17 protein-coding genes and 1 pseudogene are annotated in these 22,542 nt (G+C 71.7%); 14 read left to right on the forward strand and 4 right to left on the reverse strand.

What is annotated here, in order from left to right; all coding sequences use genetic code 11:
- Positions 1-10: 10 nt before the first annotated feature.
- Positions 11-676: a potassium channel family protein gene (locus LN042_RS26935; RefSeq protein WP_230053982.1), complete on the reverse strand. Its 666-nt coding sequence runs from the start codon at positions 674-676 to the stop codon at positions 11-13.
- Positions 676-1,341, reverse strand: a complete 666-nt coding sequence (locus LN042_RS26940) for a potassium channel family protein (RefSeq protein WP_230053983.1) — start codon at positions 1,339-1,341, stop codon at positions 676-678. Before LN042_RS26940 ends, LN042_RS26935 begins: the two co-directional genes overlap by 1 nt.
- A gap of 242 nt (positions 1,342-1,583) precedes the next feature.
- Between LN042_RS26940 and LN042_RS26945 the strand changes: the two genes are divergently transcribed.
- The 8 genes and pseudogenes from LN042_RS26945 to LN042_RS38095 all read left to right on the forward strand — a co-directional run.
- A complete protein-coding gene (locus LN042_RS26945) occupies positions 1,584-3,647 on the forward strand; it encodes an APC family permease (RefSeq protein WP_230053984.1) in 2,064 nt (687 codons plus the stop codon).
- 401 nt (positions 3,648-4,048) lie between these two features.
- A complete protein-coding gene (locus LN042_RS26950) occupies positions 4,049-5,365 on the forward strand; it encodes a class I SAM-dependent RNA methyltransferase (RefSeq protein ID WP_230054034.1) in 1,317 nt (438 codons plus the stop codon).
- Positions 5,366-5,495: 130 nt separating this feature from the next.
- A complete protein-coding gene (locus tag LN042_RS26955; RefSeq protein ID WP_230053985.1) occupies positions 5,496-5,741 on the forward strand; it encodes a toxin-antitoxin system HicB family antitoxin in 246 nt (81 codons plus the stop codon).
- Positions 5,738-6,169, forward strand: a complete 432-nt coding sequence (locus LN042_RS26960) for a fic family toxin-antitoxin system, toxin component (RefSeq protein ID WP_230053986.1) — start codon at positions 5,738-5,740, stop codon at positions 6,167-6,169. Before LN042_RS26955 ends, LN042_RS26960 begins: the two co-directional genes overlap by 4 nt.
- Before the next feature lie 27 nt (positions 6,170-6,196).
- Positions 6,197-7,048 (forward strand): putative RNA methyltransferase, encoded by an 852-nt coding sequence (locus LN042_RS26965; protein ID WP_230053987.1) that lies wholly within the window; start codon positions 6,197-6,199, stop codon positions 7,046-7,048.
- An 89-nt stretch (positions 7,049-7,137) separates the two neighbouring features.
- On the forward strand, positions 7,138-8,457 hold the full coding sequence (locus tag LN042_RS26970; protein WP_230053988.1) for an AAA family ATPase: 1,320 nt from the start codon (positions 7,138-7,140) through the stop codon (positions 8,455-8,457).
- Between the two features lie 188 nt (positions 8,458-8,645).
- Positions 8,646-8,969 carry a nucleotide pyrophosphohydrolase gene (locus LN042_RS26975; protein ID WP_230054035.1) on the forward strand — a complete coding sequence of 108 codons (324 nt, stop codon included), beginning with the start codon at positions 8,646-8,648 and terminating at the stop codon, positions 8,967-8,969.
- A 199-nt stretch (positions 8,970-9,168) separates the two neighbouring features.
- Positions 9,169-9,549 (forward strand): annotated as a pseudogene (locus LN042_RS38095) (DUF6099 family protein); the annotation flags it as partial.
- 173 nt (positions 9,550-9,722) lie between these two features.
- On the opposite strand, the gene LN042_RS26985 reads toward LN042_RS38095, so the two are convergent.
- Positions 9,723-9,932: a hypothetical protein gene (locus tag LN042_RS26985; protein ID WP_230053990.1), complete on the reverse strand. Its 210-nt coding sequence runs from the start codon at positions 9,930-9,932 to the stop codon at positions 9,723-9,725.
- Between the two features lie 232 nt (positions 9,933-10,164).
- Positions 10,165-11,157 carry a 2,3,4,5-tetrahydropyridine-2,6-dicarboxylate N-succinyltransferase gene (gene dapD / locus LN042_RS26990; RefSeq protein ID WP_230053991.1) on the reverse strand — a complete coding sequence of 331 codons (993 nt, stop codon included), beginning with the start codon at positions 11,155-11,157 and terminating at the stop codon, positions 10,165-10,167.
- 123 nt (positions 11,158-11,280) lie between these two features.
- On the opposite strand from dapD, the gene LN042_RS26995 reads away from it, so the two are divergent.
- The 6 genes from LN042_RS26995 (at position 11,281) to ngcE (ending at position 22,439) form a co-directional block, all read left to right on the forward strand.
- The gene (locus LN042_RS26995) at positions 11,281-12,972 is read left to right on the forward strand and encodes a 3' terminal RNA ribose 2'-O-methyltransferase Hen1 (protein ID WP_230053992.1); all 1,692 of its coding nucleotides are present in this window, start codon (positions 11,281-11,283) and stop codon (positions 12,970-12,972) included.
- Positions 12,969-15,617 (forward strand): polynucleotide kinase-phosphatase, encoded by a 2,649-nt coding sequence (locus LN042_RS27000; RefSeq protein ID WP_230053993.1) that lies wholly within the window; start codon positions 12,969-12,971, stop codon positions 15,615-15,617. The genes LN042_RS26995 and LN042_RS27000 overlap by 4 nt, the downstream gene beginning before the upstream one ends.
- A gap of 362 nt (positions 15,618-15,979) precedes the next feature.
- Positions 15,980-16,981, forward strand: a complete 1,002-nt coding sequence (gene argF / locus LN042_RS27005) for an ornithine carbamoyltransferase (protein ID WP_230053994.1) — start codon at positions 15,980-15,982, stop codon at positions 16,979-16,981.
- A gap of 275 nt (positions 16,982-17,256) precedes the next feature.
- On the forward strand, positions 17,257-19,905 hold the full coding sequence (acnA, locus tag LN042_RS27010; RefSeq protein WP_230053995.1) for an aconitate hydratase AcnA: 2,649 nt from the start codon (positions 17,257-17,259) through the stop codon (positions 19,903-19,905).
- A 72-nt stretch (positions 19,906-19,977) separates the two neighbouring features.
- On the forward strand, positions 19,978-20,673 hold the full coding sequence (locus tag LN042_RS27015) for a maleylpyruvate isomerase family mycothiol-dependent enzyme (RefSeq protein WP_230053996.1): 696 nt from the start codon (positions 19,978-19,980) through the stop codon (positions 20,671-20,673).
- Positions 20,674-21,041: 368 nt separating this feature from the next.
- A complete protein-coding gene (gene ngcE / locus LN042_RS27020; protein WP_230053997.1) occupies positions 21,042-22,439 on the forward strand; it encodes an N-acetylglucosamine/diacetylchitobiose ABC transporter substrate-binding protein in 1,398 nt (465 codons plus the stop codon).
- Positions 22,440-22,542 lie beyond the last annotated feature (103 nt).

Consider the following 22,542-nt stretch of genomic DNA (forward strand, 5'->3'; position numbering starts at 1 on the left):
TCGGGAGCGGCTACTGCGTGCCCGCAGAGAGCAGCCGGCCCAGCTCGTCCTCGCGCTCCTGCGCGGCCACGAAGAGCAGCTCGTCGCCGCCCTCCAGGGTGTCGTCCCGGCCGGGGACCAGCACCCGGCCCTCCCGGATGATGGTCACCAGCGCGGTGTCGACCGGCCAGGAGACGTCACCCACCCTGGTCCCGACCAGCCCGGTGTCCTCCGCCAGGGTGAGTTCCACCAGGTTGGCGTTGCCCTGGCTGAACCGCATCAGCCGGACCAGGTCGCCGACGCTCACCGCCTCCTCGACCAGGGCCGACATCAGGCGCGGGGTGGAGACCGCGACGTCCACGCCCCAGGCCTCGTTGAAGAGCCATTCGTTCTTGGGGTTGTTGACCCGGGCGACCACCCGCGGCACCCCGTACTCGGTCTTCGCCAGCAGCGAGACCACCAGGTTGACCTTGTCGTCACCGGTGGCCGCGATCACCACGTGGCAGCGCTGCAGGGCCGCCTCGTCGAGCGAGGTGATCTCGCAGGCGTCGGCGAGCAGCCACTCCGCCGTCGGGACCCGCTCCACCGAGATGGCGTTCGGGTTCTTGTCCACGAGCAGCACCTCGTGGCCGTTCTCCAGCAGCTCGCCGGCTATCGAGCGGCCGACCGCCCCCGCTCCCGCAATCGCTACCCGCATCACTCACCCTCCTTCGGGCCGCCCGCGAACACGGCCTCTACCGCGGCGAGTTCGGACTTGCGCACCATCACCTGCACCAGGTCGCCCTCCTGCACCACCATCTGCGGGGCGGGCAGCACGCCCTCGCCGAGCCGGGTGATGAACGCCACCCGGGCACCGGAGGCCTCCTCCAGGGCGGTGACCTTGTGGCCGACCCAGGACGGCGCGAACGCCACCTCGGCCAGCTGCACGCTGCCGCTCGGGTCCTGCCAGAGGGGCTCGGAGCCGCTCGGCAGCAGCCGGCGCAGCATCTGGTCGGCGGTCCACCGCACGGTGGCCACGGTCGGGATGCCCAGGCGCTGGTAGACCTCGGCCCGGCGCGGGTCGTAGATCCGGGCCGCGACGTGCTCCACGCCGAAGTTCTCCCGCGCCACCCGGGCGGCGATGATGTTGGAGTTGTCACCGCTGCTGACCGCGGCGAAGGCACCGGCCTCCTCGATGCCGGCCTCCCGCAGGGTGTCCTGGTCGAAGCCGACGCCGGTGACCCGGCGGCCGTGGAATCCGGCGCCCAGTCGGCGGAACGCGGTCGGGTCCTGGTCGACGACGGCGACCGAGTGGCCCTGTCGCTCAAGTGCTCTGGCGAGGGCCGACCCCACCCGTCCGCAGCCCATGATCACGATGTGCACGGCACTTACCTCACCAGGCTCGTTGGGGTTTTGACCTGCGCAAACACCGTTCGATCTTCCTTCCGTACCCGGCTGACGCGGGCGCTGTCCGGGCCGCTTGTCACATCAGACGGGCGGCGTGGCAACCGGAGTGTTGCCCGCGGGCCCGCCATTCGACACTAGCCGCTCCGTAGAACGAGGTCTCGATGGAGCCTGCGGAGTGGTGGCAGCAAGGAGGGCAAGAACCCTTACGATTCCTTAACGTGCCAAACCTGACCGACGTGCCCAAGCGGATCCTGATCGGCCGCGCGCTGCGCAGCGACAAGCTGGGCGAGACGCTGCTGCCCAAGCGCATCGCGCTGCCGGTGTTCGCCTCGGACGCCCTCTCCTCGGTGGCCTACGCGCCCGAGGAGATCCTGCTGACCCTGTCCATCGCGGGTGTCTCCGCCATCCACTTCTCCTGGCAGATCGGCGTCGTCGTCGCCGTCGTCATGCTGGCAGTGGTCGCCTCGTACCGCCAGAACGTGCACGCCTATCCGAGCGGCGGCGGCGACTACGAGGTCGCCACCGTCAACCACGGATCCAACTCGGGCCTGGTGGTGGCCAGTGCGCTGATGGTCGACTACGTGCTCACGGTGGCGGTCTCCACGACCTCCGGCGTGGCCAACGTGGTCTCCGCCGTGCCGGCCCTGCACGGCCACGAACTGGCGCTGAGCATCACCCTGGTCGTGCTGCTGATGGGCATGAACCTGCGCGGGGTGCGGGAGTCCGGCACCGCGTTCGCGGTCCCCACCTACGCCTTCATGATCGGCGTGATCGGCATGGTCGGTTACGGCCTGTTCCGCCACCTGCTGCTCGGCGACACCATGCGGGCCGAGAGCGCCGGCTTCCACCTGGAGGCGACCCCCGGCAACGGCGCGCTCACCGGCTTCGCCCTGGTCTTCCTGCTGCTGCGGGCGTTCTCCTCCGGCTGCGCGGCGCTCACCGGCGTGGAGGCGATCAGCAACGGCGTGCCCGCCTTCCGGACGCCCAAGAGCCGCAACGCCGCGACCACCCTGCTGCTGATGGCCGGCATCGCGGTGACCATGTTCATGGGCATCATCTACCTGGCCCACCTGACCGGCACCCAGATGGCCGAGAACCCGGCCCAGCAGCTCGCAGGCGCCCCGGCCGGCTACCAGCAGAAGACCGCGCTGGCCCAGATCAGCCAGGCCGTCTTCTCCAACTTCACGCCCGGCTTCTACTTCATCGCCGCCGTCACCGGGTTGATCCTGGTGCTCGCCGCCAACACCGCCTTCAACGGCTTCCCGGTGCTCGGCTCGATCCTGGCCCAGGACCGCTACCTGCCCCGCCAGCTGCACACCCGCGGCGACCGGCTGGCCTTCTCCAACGGCATCATCCTGCTGGCCGCCGTCGCGGTGGTCTTCATCGCCGCCTTCGACGCCGACCCCAACCGGCTGATCCAGCTCTACATCGTCGGCGTCTTCGTGTCGTTCAACATGAGCCAGTCCGGCATGATCCGGCACTGGACCCGGCTGCTGCGCACCGAGACCGACCCCAAGGAGCGGCGCCGGATGCAGCGCTCCCGGCTGATCAACGGCTTCGGGCTGGTGATGACCGCCGCGGTGCTGCTGGTCGTGCTGGTCACCAAGATCGGCCACGCCTGGATCGCGATCGCCACCATGGTCACGCTGTTCGTGATGATGAAGGCGATCCGCAGGCACTACGACCGGGTGGCCGACGAGCTGGCCCTGGACGACGAGAAGCCGGTGCGGCCCGCCCGGATCCACGCCATCGTGCTGGTCTCCAAGCTGCACAAGCCGACCCTGCGCGCGCTCGCCTACGCCGAGCTGACCCGGCCGCACACGCTGGAGGCGGTCACCGTGAACGTCGACCAGGCGGACACCGACGAGCTGCGGGCCCAGTGGGAGGAGCAGGACGTCCAGGTGCCGCTCAAGGCGCTGGAGTCGCCGTACCGCGAGGTGACGGCACCGGTGCTGGAGTACGTGCGCAGGCTGCGCAGCTCCTCGCCGCGCGACGTGGTCAGCGTCTACATCCCCGAGTACGTGGTGGGCCACTGGTACGAGCACCTGCTGCACAACCAGAGCGCGCTGCGGCTCAAGGGACGGCTGCTCTTCAAGCCCGGCGTGATGGTCACCTCGGTGCCCTGGCAGCTGGAGTCCTCGGAGCGGCGCCGCGCGGTGCGCAGCTACTCGGCGCCCGGGGACGTCCGACGCGGCGAACCGCGGCGCCGCACGGTACCGTCGGGGGCTGCGGTGGAAATCCCCGCCGCCTCGGCCAGCCCCGACAAGGATCCCGCCAAGTGAGTCGCCACACCCCCCGCTCCGCCTCCTCCGGCCAGCCCCGCAAGGGCGCCAAGGCCGCCCGGGTCGGGCAGGTCGCCCGGCCGCGCTGGTCGGCCAAGCCGGCCCGGCCGGCCGCCACCGACCGGGAGGGGCTGACGGCGCAGACCGCGCCGCTGGCGCCCGGGGAGCGCCGGGCGGAGCCGGCGGCCGCTCCTGCCGAGCGCAAGAGCAACGCTGACCGGAAGCAGTCCGCCGAGCGGAAGCAGTCCGCCGACCGGAAGCAGCCCGCCGACCGGAAGCAGGCCGCCGAGCGCAAGCAGCCCGCCGACCGGAAGCAGGCCGCCGAGCGCAAGCAGCCCCGGGCGCAGCGTCCGGCCAAGCCGGCCCGGGCCCGCAAGCCCGAGGCGCCCAGCGGTGAGTCGCTGGTCGGCGAGCGCTACGAGCTGGAGGTCGGCCCGGTCGCGCACGGCGGCGGGCACTGCGTGGCCCGGCACGAGGGGCGGGTGCTCTTCGTCCGGCACGCGCTGCCAGGTGAGCGGGTGGTGGCCGAGGTGACCGAGGGCACCACCACCTCGCGGTTCCTGCGGGCCGACGCGGTCGAGGTGCTGGAGGCGGCCAAGGACCGGATCGAGCCGCCGTGCCCGTTCGCCGGCCCCGGCAGGTGCGGTGGCTGCGACTGGCAGCACGTCAGCCCCGGCGGCCAGCGCAAGCTCAAGGCCGCGGTGCTCACCGAGCAGCTCGCCAAGCTGGCCGGGCTGACCCCGGAGCAGGCGGGCTGGGACGGCAGCGTCGAGCCGGTCGGCGGCAAGCTGCCGGCCGGGCAGGTGCCGGCTTGGCGCACCCGGGTGCAGTACACGGTCGACCAGGAGACCGGGCGGGTCGGCCTGCGCAAGCACCGCTCGCACGAGGTGCAGCTGATCGACCGCTGCCTGATCGCCGCCGAGGGCGTCACCGAGCTGGGCATCGAGTCGCGGGACTGGACCGGCCTGGAGTCGGTGGAGGCGATCGCCGCCACCGGCTCGTCGGACCGCCAGCTGATCATGCGCCCGCTGCCGGGCGAGCAGCTGCCGCTGGTCGAGCTGGACAAGCCGGTCTCGCTGGTCCGGGTCGACGAGCAGGAGCTCTTCCACAAGGTGCACGGGCGCTCCTTCGTGCGGGAGCGGGCGGCCGGGCGCACCTGGCGGGTGAGCAACGGCGGCTTCTGGCAGATCCACCCCGAGGCGCCGGACACCCTGGTCGCCGCCGTGCTCGACGGGCTGGACCCGCAGTGGGGCGAGAACGCGCTCGACCTCTACTGCGGCGTGGGCCTGTTCGCCGGCGCGCTGGCCGACCGCGTCGGCGAGGACGGCGCGGTGCTGGGCATCGAGTCGGGCAAGCAGGCGGTGGCCGACGCCCGGCACAACCTGGCCGCGCTGGAGCAGGTGAGGATCGAGTGCGACAAGGTGGAGACCCTGCTGCCGCGCACCGGGATCACCGCCACCGACCTGATCGTGCTGGACCCGCCGCGGGCCGGGGCCGGCCGGGCGACCGTGGCGCACCTGGCGTCGCTGGGGGCCCGTCGGATCGCCTACGTGGCCTGCGACCCGGCGGCGCTCGCCCGCGATCTGGCGTTCTTCGCCGAGGGCGGCTACCGACCGGTCTCGCTGCGGGCCTTCGACCTGTTCCCGATGACCCATCACTTCGAGTGCGTGGCCATTCTGGAGCCGACCGGCCGGGAGCCGGACCAGCGGCGTTCCTGATCGCGGGGCGGCCTGACCACGGCCTACCTGACCGCGAGGCGTACTGAAGTCGACAAGGGCGTGAACGAGAGTCTTCGGGCTTTCGTTCGCGCCCTTGTCGTGCTAGCGGATGAGCGCTAGCTTCGAGGACATGGGTAAGAAGCAGCTCAACGTGCGGGTGGACGCCACCACCGCTGAGATGGCCCGCGAGCGGGCGGAACAGCAGGGGATCAGCATGAACCAGTACATCGAGCAGCTCGTCCGGCAGGACATGGGCGAGACAGGGCTGCGCTTCGTGGACGCCGCCGCCCAGTTCATGAAGGAGTACGAGAGCGAGTTCCTCGCTGAGTTCGGCGACCCGGTCGCGCCCGGCGACCGGCAGGGTGGGCGTCGTTGAACCTGGAGGTCGACCTCTCCTGGCTGCTCATGACCGCAGAGCAGTACACCCCTTCCGACCCGCAGGTGACCGACTACGGATCGCTGCTGGCGGCCATCACCCGGCACCAGGCGTCGATCTTCGACATCGCGGTCTACCCCGAGCCGCAGGACCGTGCCGCCGCCCTGATGCACCAGCTGATCCGGGTGCCGGCGCTGGAACGGTCCAACGAGCTCTACGCCACCGCCGTGGCCTACGCCTACCTGGTGGCCAGCGGCTGCCACGTCGCCACCACGGCCCGCGAGGTGCGCAGCCTGGCGCGGGCGATCCGGGAGGGCAGGATCGGGGTGGACGCAGTGGCCCAGCGGCTGCAGGGCTGGATCGTCGACGAGGCCGAGGGAGAGGCCGTGCCGGGGGAGGACGGGCCGGAGGACTCCGACACGGATTAACGGTCCGCGCTGCCTTAAGGTTGGTCGGTGCTCCGCGACATCGAGCAGTACCTGACCTGCCCACACTGCGCGCTCGGCCTGGCCCTCGACCAGTCCGGGCGGTCCCTGCGCTGCCCCGCCGGGCACAGTTTCGACGTCGCCCGGCAGGGCTACGTCAGCCTGCTGCCGACCGGCGCGCACACCGGCACCGGTGACACCGCCGAGATGGTGGCCGCGCGGTCGGACTTCCTCGCCGCCGGGCACTACGCGCCGATCGCGGCCGCGCTCGCCGAAGCCGTTGCCGCGCTCGACCCCGACGCCGCTCTGGTGGCCGACCTCGGCGCCGGCACCGGCCACTACCTGGCCCGGGTGCTGGACGCCCTGCCCCGGGCGGCCGGTGCCGCGCTCGACATCTCCAAGTTCGCGCTGCGCCGTGCGGCCAGGGCCCATCCCCGGGCCGGTGCGGTGGTCTGCGACGCCTGGCGCCAGCTGCCGCTCGCCGACGGCTGCGCGGACCTCGTGCTCAACGCCTTCGCGCCGCGCAACGGCCCCGAGATCCAGCGGGTGCTGCGGCCCGGCGGGCGGCTGCTGGTGGTCTCCCCGACCACCCGCCACCTGCGCGAACTGGTGGCCGCGCTGGGACTGCTGGCCGTGGACGAGGAGAAGGAGCGGCGGATCGCGGAGAAGCTCGGGCCGTGGCTGCGGCCCGAGGCGCAGCACCAGATCGAGTTCGAACTGCGCCTCAGCCACCGGGATGCGGCCGCCGTGGTCGGCATGGGACCGAACGCCTGGCACACCGAACCGGCGGCGCTGGCCGCGGCGCTGGCCGCACTGCCCGAGCCGATCGCGGTGACCGGATCGGTGCGCCTCGGCAGCTACCAGCGGTCAACGGACAGTTGACGGTGGTGGCCGCTCGTTGGGATGAACCCTGAGCTGCCGTCACGTTTCTGCGGCCCGCCACCTGACGGCCTGACAGTAGCGTCACCTCGGTGACCAGCGAAGTCGACCTGCGCCCCGACCCCATCGCCCCGCCCGCCGCCGCGGCGGCGCCCGAGCCCCGTCCGGCCGTAAGGCCCACCGTGGAGGAGCTACGGCTCACCTCGTTCAAGTCCTACCGCCGCGCCACCCTGCCGCTCGGCCCGCTCACCGTGGTGCACGGCCCGTCCGGCGTCGGCAAGTCCAACGCACTGGACGCCCTGGCGGTGCTGTCCCGACTGGCCCTCGGCGAGGAGATCGGGCCTTCGCTGGACGGCATCGGCGGGAGCGGCGGGCCGCTGGCCACCCCGGTGCGGGGCGGGCTGCGCGGCTGCGTTCCGCACGGACGCAACGCGATCATCCTGGGCTGCTCCGTCCGTTCCTGCGCCGGACCGATCCGGCTGGAGCTGGTGATCCGCACCGACGGCCGGGTCCGGGTGGCCCGCGAGTGGCTGGCGCTCGACGGGCAGACCCTGGTGGAGACCGGCGAGCAGGACGTCGCCGGTGGCCGGATCAACGTCAGCTGGCACAACGACAGCAGGCAGGGCGACATCCGCGCGCCGTTCCCCAGTTCCGCCCTGATCACCACCCAGATCCCGCTGCGGGTGGCCGGCTCCTCGGCCGGGGAGCGCAAGGTGCTGGCCGCCGCCGAGCAGCTGCTCACCGCGCTGCGCGAGGTCTTCCCGGTGCACCCGGTGCCCGCGTTGATGCGCGGCTGGGTGCCCGCGGATCCGCAGACCCGGCTGCTGTCCAGCGCGGCGAACACCTCGGCGCTGCTGGCCCGGCTGCAGGGCGAGTGCTCGCGCCGCTACGGCCGGCTGCTCAAGGAGGTGCAGGCGGCTGCCCCGCACCCGCTGCTCGGACTGGACGTGGACCGGCGCGGCAGCGGGGTCCAGGAGCGGGTGCTCGCCGTCTTCGACGAGGGCGTGCTCGGGCGCACCCGGGCCGACCAGGCGTCCGACGGGATGCTGCGGCTGCTCGCCTTCGCGGCGGTGCTGCTCACCGGCGCCGGGGTGCTGAACGTCGACCCGGCCGCCGAAGTGCCCTGGGCACGGCGGCAGTTGACGGTGCTGGCCGAGGACCTGGGAGCCGGTCTGGCGAACGAGCAGGTCGTTGCGCTGCTGCGGCTGGCCCGGGAGATGTGCGCCAAGGAGCACGTCCGGCTGCTCGCGGCGCTGCAGGATCCGGGGCCCGCACGGCAGTTGCCGGGCGTCGCGCTGGTGTCCTGCCGACGCGATCCGGTGAGCGGGCACAGCGTACTGGAGAGCGGGGCGGACGGGGCGGCGGAGCCGAGAGTCCCGGAGCAGGGGACCGGTGATGCGGTAGATCTTTAGCAGTGAGGGACGCAGGGAGGGGTGCAGTGAGTAGCACAGCGAGCGACATGGTGAGTGACGTCTTGAGCGACAGCGATGCTCCGCGCGACAGGGGTGCTTCCCGCGACAGCGGTGCTGCGCGTGGCGGCGGTGCCCTGGACGGTGGCGATGCTTCGGGTGATCGGGACCAGGGAGCGGGCAAGCAGGCGCTGAGCCTCGACGAGTTGACCCAGCGGCTGGCCCGGTTCGCCGCCGCCCGCCGCTGGCAGCCGTTCCACACGCCGAAGAACCTGGCGGCAGCGCTGACCGTGGAGGCCGGGGAGCTGCTGGAGATCTTCCAGTGGCTGACGCCGGACCAGGCCGCGGCGGTGATGGCCGACCCCGAGCAGGCGCACCGCGTACGGGACGAAGTGGCCGATGTGCTGGCCTACTTGCTGCAGTTCTGCGCCGTGGTGCAGGTAGATCCGCTGGTGGCGCTGGCGGACAAGATCGACCGCAATGAGTTGCGCTTCCCACCGGCACCGCAGGAGTAGGGGGCGGTCCGCCGGGGGTGGTTCCGCCGGGGTGGTCCGCCCCGGCGGGTCCGCCTCGGGCTGTGGAGAGTTGTCCACAGGCCCAGGGTTTTCCACAGGCTCGGCGATGGTGTTCGCGGTCCGCCGCTCAGGGGCGCACGCTCGATTTTGACGGGTCGGCAGGCCGGCCGACCCGCAATCGAGCGACGGGAGCCCGGACATGGACGCAGTGCGACTGATCAAGAGCGCCCGGCCGTCACTTGCCGAGGCGCGCTCCCATGACCAGGTGCTGACCGAGGCCTGGCAGGCGGCCCGGCTCACCGAGGCGGTGGGCGGGCTGCTGAGCGATCACCGGGACGGCGAGCCGGCCGCCCTCGGCGAGCTGCTGGCTGCGGCGGGCGGGCACGCTCGGGCTCGTTTGGGCGCGGCGGTGGAGTCCGAGACCGGCGCCCAGGAGCCGCCGCCCGGCCGGGTGCACCGGTTGACCGGCCTCGGCGAGCCGGTGGCGGCCCTGGAGGAGCTGTGCCGGCTGCTCGCCGAGGTGTCGCAGGTGCTGATCGCGGTCAGCCATGCCTCGCCCGGCCAGTGTGCCTACTGGGCAGCGGTGGACGGGGTGGATGCCGGGGACGAATGCCGGGAGTTGGTGGTCGAGCTGCTCCGAGTGCTGCGCCGGGCTTCCCGTGAGGCCGAGGGAGCGCCGCCGGAGGAGGCCGACCGGGAGCCGGCCCGGAGTCGGTCGTGGCGGTGCGCCGACGGCGCCGCGGCGGTACCGCGCTACCGGGTGGTGGCGCTCTCCGTGGCCGGGTCGTCGGCGCGCTGGTCCACCGCGCGGGCACCGGCGGCCTCCAGATCCGATCCGAGGTCGGCCAGATCGGCGTTGACCGATGCGAGCATGTCCTGCAACTGCTCCAGGAGGCTTTTTGCGGCGCCGGTCTTGCCGTCGGTGGCGGGGCGCTGCGGGGTCTGGGGCCTGGGGTCGGTCATGCGCGGTGCCTTCCGGCTCGGGAGCGCGCGGCCGCGCTCGGACGGCGGTGCCGCCTGGCCGGCCGACACCGCAGGGCGGTGGCCCCGCCGATCCAACGAACCCCGGTGGGCGCTGGTCACCGGTTCGGCGGTGCGCTCAGTCCACCGAGTGATGCCGCGTCATCGCAGGCCGCGAGCCCCGGCAGGGGTGAACATCGCCGGGGCTCGCGGGTGGTCGCCAGGTGGCCGGCCGTCAGTTGTGCGCGTGGAGGTCCGCGTTCAGGCCGCCCCAGGAGCCGGAGCGGACGATCACCTCGACGGCGCCGGACTGCGAGTTGCGGCGGAACAGCAGGTTGTCCTGCCCCGACAGTTCGAGGGCCTTGGCCACCGTGCCGTCCGGGGCGGTGACCCGGGTGCCGGCGGTGACGTAGAGGCCGGCCTCGACCACGCAGTCGTTGCCCAGCGAGATGCCGATGCCCGCGTTGGCGCCGAGCAGGCAGCGCTCGCCCACCGAGACGACCTGCTTGCCGCCGCCCGACAGGGTGCCCATGATCGAGGAGCCGCCGCCGACGTCGCTGTGGTCGCCGACCACCACACCGGCGCTGATCCGGCCCTCGACCATGGAGGTGCCCAGGGTGCCGGCGTTGAAGTTGACGAAGCCCTCGTGCATCACGGTCGTACCGGCGGCCAGGTGCGCGCCCAGCCGGACCCGGTCCGCGTGTGCGATCCGCACGCCGCTCGGGGCCACGTAGTCGGTCATCCGGGGGAACTTGTCGATCCCGTAGACGGCCAGCTGACCGCCCTCGGCACGGACCGCCAGGCGGGCCTGCTCGACCAGGTCCACCGGCACCGGGCCGATGCTGGTCCACGCCACGTTGGCCAGCAGACCGAAGATGCCGTCCAGGTTCTGCCCGTGCGGCCGGACCAGCCGGTGGCTCAGCAGGTGAAGGCGCAGGTAGACGTCGTGGGCGTCCAGCGGCTTCTCGTCCAGCGAGGCGATGGTGGTGCGCACGGCGACCACCTCGACGCCGCGGCGGGCGTCGTTGCGCAGCGCCTGGGCGGCGCCGGCGCCGAGCTCGGCCGTGGCCTGCTCGGCGGTCAGCCGGACGGTGCCGGCCGGGCCGGGCTCGGCGGACAGCACGGGGGAGGGGAACCAGGTGTCGAGCACGGTGCCGTCGGCGGCGATGGTCGCCAGGCCCGCGGCCACCGCGCCGCGGGGGGCGGAGGAGGTCGTTTCAGCAGTCACATCGTGCACCGTAACCAATTCCGGTCCGGGCTGCCGAAACGGCTCGGGCGGTGGACCGGTGCTGCGGGCCCACCGGGCAAATTCGGGTGCCGGGCGACCGTGCCGCCCGGGATACTCCGGTGGGTGTTCATCTCGATTACCACCACCGGTACCGACGCCCAGCCCGCCACCGACCTGGGCTACATGCTGCACAAGCACCCGGAGAAGGTGCAGCAGTTCAGCACCGCGTACGGCGAGGCGACGGTGTTCTACCCCGAAGTGGGCAACCAGCGCTGCACCGCCGCCCTGCTGCTGGAGGTGGATCCGATCGGGCTGGTCCGCCGGTCTCGCGGCCGGGCACCGACCAGCCGGGCCGGGTCGACCGGGGCGGCGGCGCTGGCCCAGTACGTCAACGACCGCACGTACGCCGCTTCCTCGCTGCTCGCCGTAGCCTTGCGCACGGTCTTCCGCAGCGCGATGAAGGGTGTCTGCGTTCAGCGGCCCGGCCTGGCCGAGCAGCCGAGGCCGCTGACGGTGCTGCTGCCGGCGGTCGCAGCCCAGGGCGAACCGAGTCGAGCCGATGAGCCGTCGCTGGTCGAGCGGCTCTTCGCCCCGCTGGGGTGGCAGGTCGAGGCCGTGCCGATACCGCTGGACGAGTCCTTCCCGGAGTGGGGCACCTCGCGCTACCTGCGGCTGGAGCTGACCGGCACGCTGCGGCTGGCCGATGCACTGCAGCACCTCTATGTGCTGCTGCCGGTGCTGGACGGTGCCAAGCACTACTGGGTCGCCCCGGACGAGGTGGACAAGCTGCTGGCCGCTGGGGCGGGCTGGCTCGCCGAGCACCCCGAGCGCGCCCTGATCGTCCGTCGGTACCTGCAGCGGCGCTGGTCACTGGCGAACGAGGCACTGCGCCGACTGGAGCTGGTCCGACTGGCCGAGGCCGAGGAGCGGGAACCGGAGGAGCTGGACGACGCCATGCCGCCCCAGGGCGACGCCACCGACGAGACCGGCACCGGCGCCGACACCGACGCTGACACCGGGACCGCCGCGCACGCGGACGGCGCGGATACCGCCGGTGACGCCGGTGACGCAACCGCCGGGGAGCGCCCGCTGCCGCTGGCCGGGCAGCGCCGTGCGGCGATCCTCGACCTGCTGCGAGCCGACGGAGCCGCTCGGGTGCTCGATCTCGGTTGCGGTCAGGGCGAGTTGATCGGCGAACTGCTGAAGGTCCGGCAGTTCACCGAGATCCTCGGGGTCGACGTCTCAGCCGGCGCGCTCGCGGTCGCCGCCCGGCGGCTGCGGCTGCACCGGCTGCCGGAACGTCAGGCCGCCCGGGTCCGGCTGCTCCAGGGCGCGCTGACGTACACCAACGCGCGGCTGCGCGGGTACGACGCGGCGGTGCTCTGCGAGGTGATCGAGCACCTGGACGAGGACCGGCTGCCGGCCCTGGAGTACGCCGTGTTCGGTGCGGCCCACCCGGCCACCGTGCTGGTGACCATGCCGAACGCCGAGTACAACGTGCTTTGGGAGAGCCTGCCGGCCGGTCGGCTCCGGCACGGCGACCACCGCTTCGAGTGGGACCGGGCTGCCTTCCGGGCCTGGGCCGAACGGGTCGCGGCCCAGTACGGCTACCGCGTCTCCTTCCAGCCGGTCGGCCCGGACGACCCGGAGGTGGGCCCGCCCAGCCAGCTGGCCGCCTTCCGCCAGGCCGAACTGACCGCCGCAACCCAGCCCGGCACCACCCACACCACCCACCCAGCCGCCCAGCCCGGCACCACCCACACCACCCACCCAGCCGACAGCCCGTCGCGAGCCGCCGAAGGGAGCGACCGATGACCGAGTCCACCGACCCCACCAGCACCGACCCCGGTACCGGTGCCGAGCCGACTGCGTCCGCCCCGGCGGCCCCTCGCCGGCTGCCGGTCACCGACCTCGCCCTGGTGGTGCTGGTCGGCACCAGCGGCGCGGGCAAGTCCAGCTTCGCCCGCAGGCACTTCGCGGCCACCCAGGTGATCTCCTCCGACTTCTGCCGGGGGCTGGTCTCGGACGACGAGAACGACCAGTCCGCCTCGGCCGACGCCTTCGACGTTCTGCACTACATCGTCGGCAAGCGGTTGGCGGCCGGCCGGCTCACCGTGGTGGACGCCACCAATGTGCAGCCCGGCGCCCGCAAGCAGCTGGTCGCGCTGGCCCGGGAGCACGACGTGCTGCCGATCGCCATCGTGCTCGACGTGCCGCCCGGGGTCTGCGTCGAGCGCAACCGCGCCCGGCCGGAGCGGGACTTCGGCCCGCAGGTGGTCCAGCGCCAGCACCGTGAGCTGCGCCGCTCGTTGAACGGCCTGGAACGTGAGGGCTTCCGACGGGTGCACCACCTGCGGGGCGAGGCCGAGGTGGCGGCCGCCGAGATCGTGGTGGAGCGACGCTGGAACGACCTGCGGGAGCGCACCGGTCCGTTCGACATCGTCGGCGACGTCCACGGCTGCCGCGCCGAGCTGGAGACCCTGCTAGACAAGCTCGGCTACCGGCTCGTCCGCGACGAGCAGGGCCGCCCGGTGGACGCGGTGCCGCCCGCCGGTCGCACCGCCGTGTTCGTCGGCGACCTGGTGGACCGCGGCCCGGACACCCCCGGGGTGCTGCGCCTGGTGATGGGCATGGTGGCCGGCGGCCACGCGCTCTGCGTGCCCGGCAACCACGAGAACAAGCTCGGTCGGGCGCTGAGCGGCCGACAGGTGACGGTCTCGCACGGACTGCGGGAGTCGCTGGACCAGCTCGCTGCCGAGTCGCCGGAGTTCGTCGCCGAAGTGCGGTCCTTCATCCGGGACTTGGTCAGCCACTACGTGCTGGACGAGGGCCGACTGGTGGTCTGCCACGCCGGCCTGCCGGAGAAGTACCACGGCCGCACCTCCGGCCGGGTCCGCTCGCACGCGCTGTACGGCGACACCACGGGGGAGACCGACGAGTACGGCCTGCCGGTCCGCTACCCGTGGGCCGAGGAGTACCGGGGCAAGCCGCTGGTGGTGTACGGGCACACTCCGGTGCTGGTCCCCAGCTTCCTCAACAACACCATCTGCCTGGACACCGGCGCCGTCTTCGGCGGAAGCCTGACCGCCCTGCGCTACCCGGAGCGGGAGCTGGTCAGCGTCCCCGCCGAGCGGGAGTGGTACGCCCCGGTGCGGCCGCTGGTCTCCGATGCGCCGGGCGCCCGGGACGGGCGACCGCTCGACCTGGCGGACGTGATCGGGCGCCGGGCCGTGGAGACCGCCCTGCACGGCCGGATCGCCGTGCGGGAGGAGAACGCCGCCGCCGCACTGGAAGTGATGAGCCGGTTCGCCCTTGATCCCCGGCTGCTCGCCTACCTGCCGCCGACCATGGCCCCGAGCCCCACGTCGCAGCGCGAGGGGTACCTGGAGCACCCCGAGGAGGCGTTCGGCAGCTATCTGGCCGCCGGCGTCCGGCAGGTGGTCTGCGAGGAGAAGCACATGGGCTCGCGGGCCGTGCTGCTGGTCGCGCGGGACGTGGCGGCGCTGGAGCGGCGGTTCGGCGTGGCCGGTCCCGGTGCGATCTGGACCAGGACGGGACGGGCGTTCCTGGACGACCAGGAGTTGACCGCGGCGGTGCTCGACCGGATCCGGACGGCGGCCGAATCGGCCGGCCTGTTCGACGAGCTGGCCACCGGCTGGCTGCTGCTCGACGCCGAGCTGCTGCCCTGGTCGCTCAAGGCGGTGGAGCTGTTGCGCCGGCAGTACGCCGCGGTCGGGGCGGCGGCCGGCGCGGTGCTGCCGGAGGTCCTCGACGCGCTGCGGCTGGCCACCGAGCGGGGCATGGGCGGGCTGGCCGAGCTGACCGAGCGCCAGCGCCGCCGGGCCGCCGACGCCACCGCCTTCACCGTGGCCTACCGGCGCTACTGCTGGCCGACCGAGGGGCTGACCGGTATCCGGCTGGCGCCGTTCCAGCTGCTGGCCGCCGAGGGTGCCAACCTGGCGGCGCGGCCGCACGACCGGCACCTGGAGTGGCTGGACCGCCTGGTGGCGGCAGATGCGGCGGCGCACCCAGCCGAGCCGCTGCTGCGGACCACCGGTCGCCTGCTGGTCGACACCGCCGACGAGGCCTCGACCGCCGCCGCAACCGCCTGGTGGGAGAAGCTCACCGCGGCCGGTGGCGAGGGCATGGTGGTCAAGCCGCTGGCCTCGGTGGTGCGCGGTGCGGCACGTGAGGGGCGGCCGGGCCGGTTGGTCCAGCCGGGTCTGAAGGTGCGTGGGCGGGAGTACCTGCGGATCATCTACGGCCCGGACTACACCGAGCACCTGGGGGTGCTGCGCGGGCGGGCGCTGGGCCACAAGCAGTCGCTGGCGCTGCGTGAGTACGCGCTGGGCATGGAGGCGCTGGACCGGCTGGCGAACGGTGAGCCGCTCTGGCGGGTGCACGAGCCGGTCTTCGCGGTCCTCGCCCTGGAGTCGGAGCCAGTGGACCCCCGTCTCTGAGCGCCCGCCCGTCCCCCGGGGACCGCTACCGGGCGGTGCCCCGGGGCGGAGCCGCCCCCGCCCCCTGTCGGACCGGGCCGGGGCAACCGACCCCGCCCTCCGGGTCAACCGGCCCGCCCTCCGGGCCGGTTCGGCCCGCCCTCCGGGCCGGGGTCGGCCCACCCTCCGGGCCGGTTCGGGTCGCCTGGTCGGGCCCGACCAGGCGGTGTCGACCCTTCCCCTCACCACGGTGTCGACCCTTCCCCTCACCACGCCGTCGCCGCCGGGCTCCGCACCGCCTGCCGTCCCATCGCGCCTCTGTATATAAATTCCAATATCCGTATACTGTTGCCACGTTGATCCCGTCACCCCAGGAGCCCGGCATGGCCTTGAACCTCAGGAACCGGCATTTCCTCAAGGAGCTCGACTTCACCGCCGAGGAGTTCCGCTTCCTGCTGGAGCTGGCCGCCCAGCTCAAGGCCGCCAAGTACGCCGGAACCGAGCAGCCGCGACTGCGGGGCAGGAACATCGCGCTGGTCTTCGAGAAGACCTCCACCCGCACCAGGTGCGCCTTCGAGGTGGCCGCACACGACCAGGGCGCCGGCACCACCTACCTCGACCCCTCGGCGTCGCAGATCGGGCACAAGGAGTCGGTGAAGGACACCGCCCGGGTGCTCGGCCGGATGTTCGACGGCATCCAGTACCGCGGACACGGGCAGTCAGTGGTCGAGGAGCTGGCCGAGCACGCCGGGGTGCCGGTGTGGAACGGCCTCACCGACGAGTGGCACCCCACCCAGATGCTCGCCGACATGCTGACCGTCCAGGAGCACAGCGACAAACCGCTGTCCGAGGTCGCGCTGGCCTACCTCGGCGACGCCCGGTACAACATGGGCAACTCGCTGCTGATCACCGGCGCCCTGCTGGGCCTGGACCTGCGGATCGTCGCCCCGGCGAAGTACTGGCCCACCCAGGAGATCCGCACCTGCGCCGAGCGGCTGGCGCAGGCCAGCGGCGCCCGGATCACCCTGACCGAGGACGTCGCCGCGGGGGTGGCCGGCGCCGACTTCCTGTACACCGACGTCTGGGTGTCGATGGGCGAGCCCAAGGAGGTCTGGGCGGAGCGGATCGCCGAGCTCAAGCCCTACCAGGTCTCCATGGACACCGTCAGGGCCACCGGCAATCCGAGGGCGAAGTTCCTGCACTGCCTGCCGGCCTTCCACGATCTGGGCACCACCGTGGCCCGGCAGCTCCACGAGGCGACGGGGATGGCCGAGCTGGAGTGCACCGACGAGCTGTTCGAGTCCGAGCACTCCATCGTCTTCGACCAGGCCGAGAACCGCCTGCACACCATCAAGGCGGTCCTGGTGGCGACCCTGGCCGACTGAGCGGGCGGGCCCGACGGGCGGTCCGCACCGCAGGCCGTCCGAAGGGCCGGCGGTGCGGAGGCATCGCCGCGGCAGTCGACTCGGTGGGGCGCGTCGGAGGGTGCCGACGTCACTCTCAGTCGGTGTATGCACTATGGTTTATCTCGACATCGAGATAACTCGAGCCTATGATTTATCTCGACATCAAGATACTTGCCGATAGGCGATCCCCGGGCTTCCTCGTGTGGTCCCCCGGACCCCCACGTGCTGCACGAAGTACCTAGAAGGAGTCAGTCGTGTCCGCGAACAGCTTCGACGCCCGCAGCTCGCTGCAGGTGGGCGACGAGTCGTACGAGATCTTCAAGCTCTCCGCCGTCGAGGGTTCCGAGCGGCTGCCGTACAGCCTCAAGGTGCTGCTGGAGAACCTGCTCCGCACCGAGGACGGCGCCAACATCACCGCCGACCACATCCGGGCCCTCGGCGGCTGGGACCCGAACGCCGCGCCGAGCCAGGAGATCCAGTTCACGCCGGCCCGCGTGATCATGCAGGACTTCACCGGTGTGCCCTGCGTGGTGGACCTCGCCACCATGCGTGAGGCGGTCAAGGAGCTGGGCGGCGACCCGGCCAAGATCAACCCGCTGGCCCCGGCCGAGCTGGTCATCGACCACTCGGTGATCGCCGACAAGTTCGGCACCAAGGACGCGTTCACCCAGAACGTCGAGATCGAGTACGGCCGCAACAAGGAGCGCTACCAGTTCCTGCGCTGGGGCCAGACCGCCTTCGACGAGTTCAAGGTGGTCCCGCCCGGCACCGGCATCGTGCACCAGGTCAACATCGAGCACCTCGCCCGCACCGTCATGGTCCGGGGTGGCCAGGCCTACCCCGACACCTGCGTCGGCACCGACTCGCACACCACCATGGTCAACGGCCTCGGTGTGCTCGGCTGGGGCGTCGGCGGCATCGAGGCCGAGGCCGCGATGCTCGGCCAGCCGGTGTCGATGCTGATCCCGCGGGTGGTCGGCTTCAAGCTGAACGGCCAGCTGCCGGCCGGCGCCACCGCCACCGACCTGGTGCTCACCATCACCGAGATGCTCCGCAAGCACGGTGTGGTCGGCAAGTTCGTCGAGTTCTACGGCGCCGGCGTCAGCGCCATCCCGCTGGCCAACCGCGCCACCATCGGCAACATGTCGCCGGAGTTCGGCTCGACCTGCGCGATCTTCCCGATCGACGCCGAGACCATCAACTACCTCAAGCTCACCGGCCGCGACGAGCAGCAGCTCGCCCTGGTCGAGGCCTACGCCAAGGCCCAGGGCCTGTGGCACGACCCGTCGGTCGAGCCGGTCTACTCCGAGTACCTGGAGCTGGACCTGGCGACCGTGGTCCCGTCGATCGCCGGCCCGAAGCGTCCGCAGGACCGCGTGGTGCTGGCCGAGGCCGCCGCCAAGTTCGCCGAGGCGCTGCCGAGCTACTCCACCGAGGTCTCCAAGCCGACCACCGTCACCGCCCCCGACGGCTCGTCGTACGAGATCGACAACGGCGCCGTGGTGATCGCCTCGATCACCTCCTGCACCAACACCTCCAACCCCTCCGTCATGCTGGGCGCCGCCCTGCTGGCGAAGAAGGCCGTGGAGAAGGGCCTGCACGTCAAGCCCTGGGTGAAGACCACCCTGGCCCCCGGGTCCAAGGTCGTCATGGGCTACTACGAGAAGGCCGGCCTGCTCCCGTACATGGAGAAGCTGGGCTTCAACCTGGTCGGCTACGGCTGCGTGACCTGCATCGGCAACTCGGGTCCGCTGCCGGAGGAGGTCTCGGCCGCGGTCAACGAGGCCGACCTCGCCGTGGTGTCGGTGCTGTCCGGCAACCGCAACTTCGAGGGCCGGATCAACCCGGACGTCAAGATGAACTACCTGGCCTCCCCGCCGCTGGTGGTCGCCTACGCCCTGGCCGGCAACATGAACGTCGACATCACCCGCGACGCGCTGGGCCAGGACGCCGACGGCAACGACGTCTTCCTCGCCGACATCTGGCCGTCGGAGCAGGAGGTGGCCGACGTGGTCGCCAACTCCATCGACCAGGACATGTTCACCCGGGACTACGCGGACGTCTTCGCCGGTGACCAGCGCTGGCAGTCGCTGCCGATCCCGACCGGCAACACCTTCGAGTGGGACGCCGAGTCCACCTACGTGCGCAAGCCCCCGTACTTCGAGGGCATGGCCAAGACTCCGAGCCCGGTGCAGGACATCGCCGGTGCCCGGGTGCTGGCCAAGCTGGGCGACTCGGTCACCACCGACCACATCTCCCCGGCGGGCAACATCAAGGTCGGCACCCCGGCCGCGCAGTACCTGACCGAGCACGGTGTGGAGAAGCGCGACTTCAACTCGTACGGCTCGCGCCGTGGCAACCACGAGGTGATGATCCGCGGCACCTTCGCCAACATCCGCCTGCGCAACCAGATCGCGCCGGGCACCGAGGGCGGCTACACCCGCGACTTCACCCAGGCCGACGCCCCGGTGTCGTTCATCTACGACGCCTCGCAGAACTACCAGGCCGCCGGCATCCCGCTGGTCGTCCTGGCCGGCAAGGAGTACGGCTCCGGCTCGTCCCGCGACTGGGCGGCCAAGGGCACCGCGCTGCTCGGTGTCAAGGCCGTCATCGCCGAGTCCTACGAGCGCATCCACCGCTCCAACCTGATCGGCATGGGCGTGCTGCCGCTGCAGTTCCCCGAGGGCCAGAGCGCCGACAGCCTGGGCCTGACCGGTGAGGAGACCTTCTCCATCGCCGGCGTGACCGAGCTGAACGAGGGCCGCACCCCGAAGACCGTCAAGGTCAAGGCCGGCGACGTCGAGTTCGACGCCGTGGTCCGCATCGACACCCCCGGTGAGGCGGACTACTACCGCAACGGCGGCATCCTGCAGTACGTGCTGCGCAGCCTCATCAACGGCTGACCGCCGCAGCCCGTAGCACCCGGACCGCGCTCTCCCCAGGTGGGGGAGCGCGGTCTGTGCTATGCCGGACATATGGACGCCAGTTCCGAGGACCTCTGGCCGATGATCCATGCCGAGCGGCGCGCGCTGCTCGAGGACGTGCGGCAGCTGGCGCCCGCGCAGTGGACGGTCTTCTCGCTCTGCGCGGGCCGTACGGTGCGCGACGTGCTGGCGCACATGGCCGCCACCGCCCGGATGACGCAGGCCGACTTCGTCCGCAAGGCGGTCAAGGCGCGGTTCAACTTCCAGCGGATGACCGACCGGGACATCCATGAGTTCACCCGGGGCCGCCCGTCCGCCACCGTGAAGGTGTTCGAGCTGCTTGTCGACTCGCAGACCCACCCGCGCGGGCCGGACGAAGCCTGGCTCGGTGAGACGGTCGTGCACGCCGAGGACATCAGGCGCCCGCTGGGCATCGCCCATGAGTACCCGATGGCGGCGCTGACCGCCTGTGCCGACTTCTACCGCCGCTCCAACTTCCTGATCGGCGGCAAGAAGCGGGTGGCGGGGCTGAAGCTGACCGCGACCGACACCGACTGGTCGGTGGGCGAGGGCCCCGAGGTGAGCGGCCCGATGCTGGACCTGCTGCTGGTGATCACCGGGCGTCCGGCGGGGCTGGCCGCGCTCAGCGGCGACGGGGTGGAGCTCCTCAGCGAGCGGATGCCCAGCCAGGATGTGGCGGGTAGCCGTTCGCACCGCCGGGGTACGTCAAAAGGCATCCAGGTTTGAGCAACCGCGTCGTAGTCTGCACGAAACTGCTCATTTCTATGTTCATGCAAGCAGTAGCGCGCTAATCTCCGTGTCCGCGGGCATGATTCAGTTGGCCGGCTGCAACACGCAGGCTTCCTGAACATTGCACATGCTGCACCGCCGGCAACGCTTTGAGCCTCAAGAGGTGTTGCCGGTGGAGAGACTATTGCCGCCGGATGAACAGTGGACTATACCTTTGCCCATCGACCGCACCCCCTCTGACCGGCGCCGTTGGCGACAGCCAAGGTGCCGATGAGGGTCGGGAGTTGATTGGCCGTCAGACAACGGTTCGGGGCGGACGTCGGTTCACCTCCGCATCACCAGGACACTGAGGGGTAAGGGCACTCATGGGCTCTGCAACTGAGTACAACCGCCGCGACATCTTCAAGCGCGCGGCCGCGGTCACCGTCCTCGCGGCCGGCAGCAGTTCACTGCTCGCCGCGTGTGCCGCCGGGGGTGGTGGCGGCAGCGGCACCAAGGGCGCCGCGCCGAGTGGCAGCGGCAGTGCGACCAACCCGTTCGGCGTCAAGGCGAACGACCCGCTGGACGTCGTGATCTTCAAGGGCGGCTACGGCGACGACTACGCCAAGGCCTTCGAGGAGATGTACAAGAAGACCTACAGCGGCGCCAACGTCAGCCACCTGGGCACCCAGGACATCAGCCCCAAGCTGCAGCCCCGGTTCAACGCGGGCAACCCGCCGGACGTGGTCGACGACTCGGGCGCCCAGGCGATGAGGCTCGACGTGCTGGAGAAGGCCGACCAGCTGACCGACCTGTCCGTGCTGCTGGACGCGCCGTACCTGGACGATCCCAGCCAGAAGGTCCGAGACGTGCTGCTGCCCGGCACCATCGACCAGGGCACCATCGACGGCAAGGTGTACTCCCTCAACTACGTCTACACGGTCTACGGCCTCTGGTACTCCAACAAGCTCTTCAAGGAGAAGGGTTGGACCCCGCCCAAGACCTGGGACGACTTCCTCGCGCTCTGCGCGACCATCAAGGCCTCCGGCGTCGCGCCCTTCTGCCACCAGGGCAAGTACCCGTACTACGCCAACTACCTGATCATGGACCTGGTCGCCAAGCAGGGCGGCGCCGACCTGGTGAAGCGGATCGACGCGCTGGACCCCACGGCCTTCGACGACCCGGCGGTGCTGGCCGGCGTCTCCGCGTTCTTCCAGATCATGCAGAAGGACTACCTGCTCCCCGGCACCAACGGCATGACCCACACCGAGTCGCAGACCGCCTGGTGCCAGGGCAAGGCCGCGTTCATCCCGTGCGGTTCCTGGCTGGAGAACGAGATGATCAAGGTCACCCCGGCCGACTTCGACATGGCCTTCCTGCCGGTCCCCTCGCTCGCGGGCGACAAGATGCCGCAGAACGCCGTGCGGGCCGGCGCCGGTGAGCCGTTCATCGTGCCGGCCAAGGCGAAGAACCAGGCCGGCGGCCTGGAATTCCTGCGGATCATGCTGACCAAGGAGGCCTCCGGCAAGTTCGCCGCCGCGGCCAACTCGCTGACCGTGCTGAAGGACGGCATCGGCCCCGACGTGGTGCTCAAGCCCGGCACCAAGTCCTCCGCGCAGGCGGTCACCGCGGCCGGCGGCAACACCTTCAACTACACCTACCCGGACCTGCAGACGGCGTTCGAGACCGAGATGGAGAACGCCACCACCGACCTGGTCAACAGCCGGATCACACCGCAGCAGTGGGTCGCCCGGGTCAAGGCCGCCACCTCCAAGAAGGTCTGACCGCAGTCGAGTTGAAGGTGGGCGGGACACCGCGGCCGGCTGCCCGGTCGCAGTGCCCCGCGCCCCGGTTGCCACGCCCGCCGAGCCCGTCCGGCCCGGGCCG

It is taken from the genome of Kitasatospora humi, from assembly GCF_020907985.1.
GTDB classification, from domain to species: domain Bacteria; phylum Actinomycetota; class Actinomycetes; order Streptomycetales; family Streptomycetaceae; genus Kitasatospora; species Kitasatospora humi.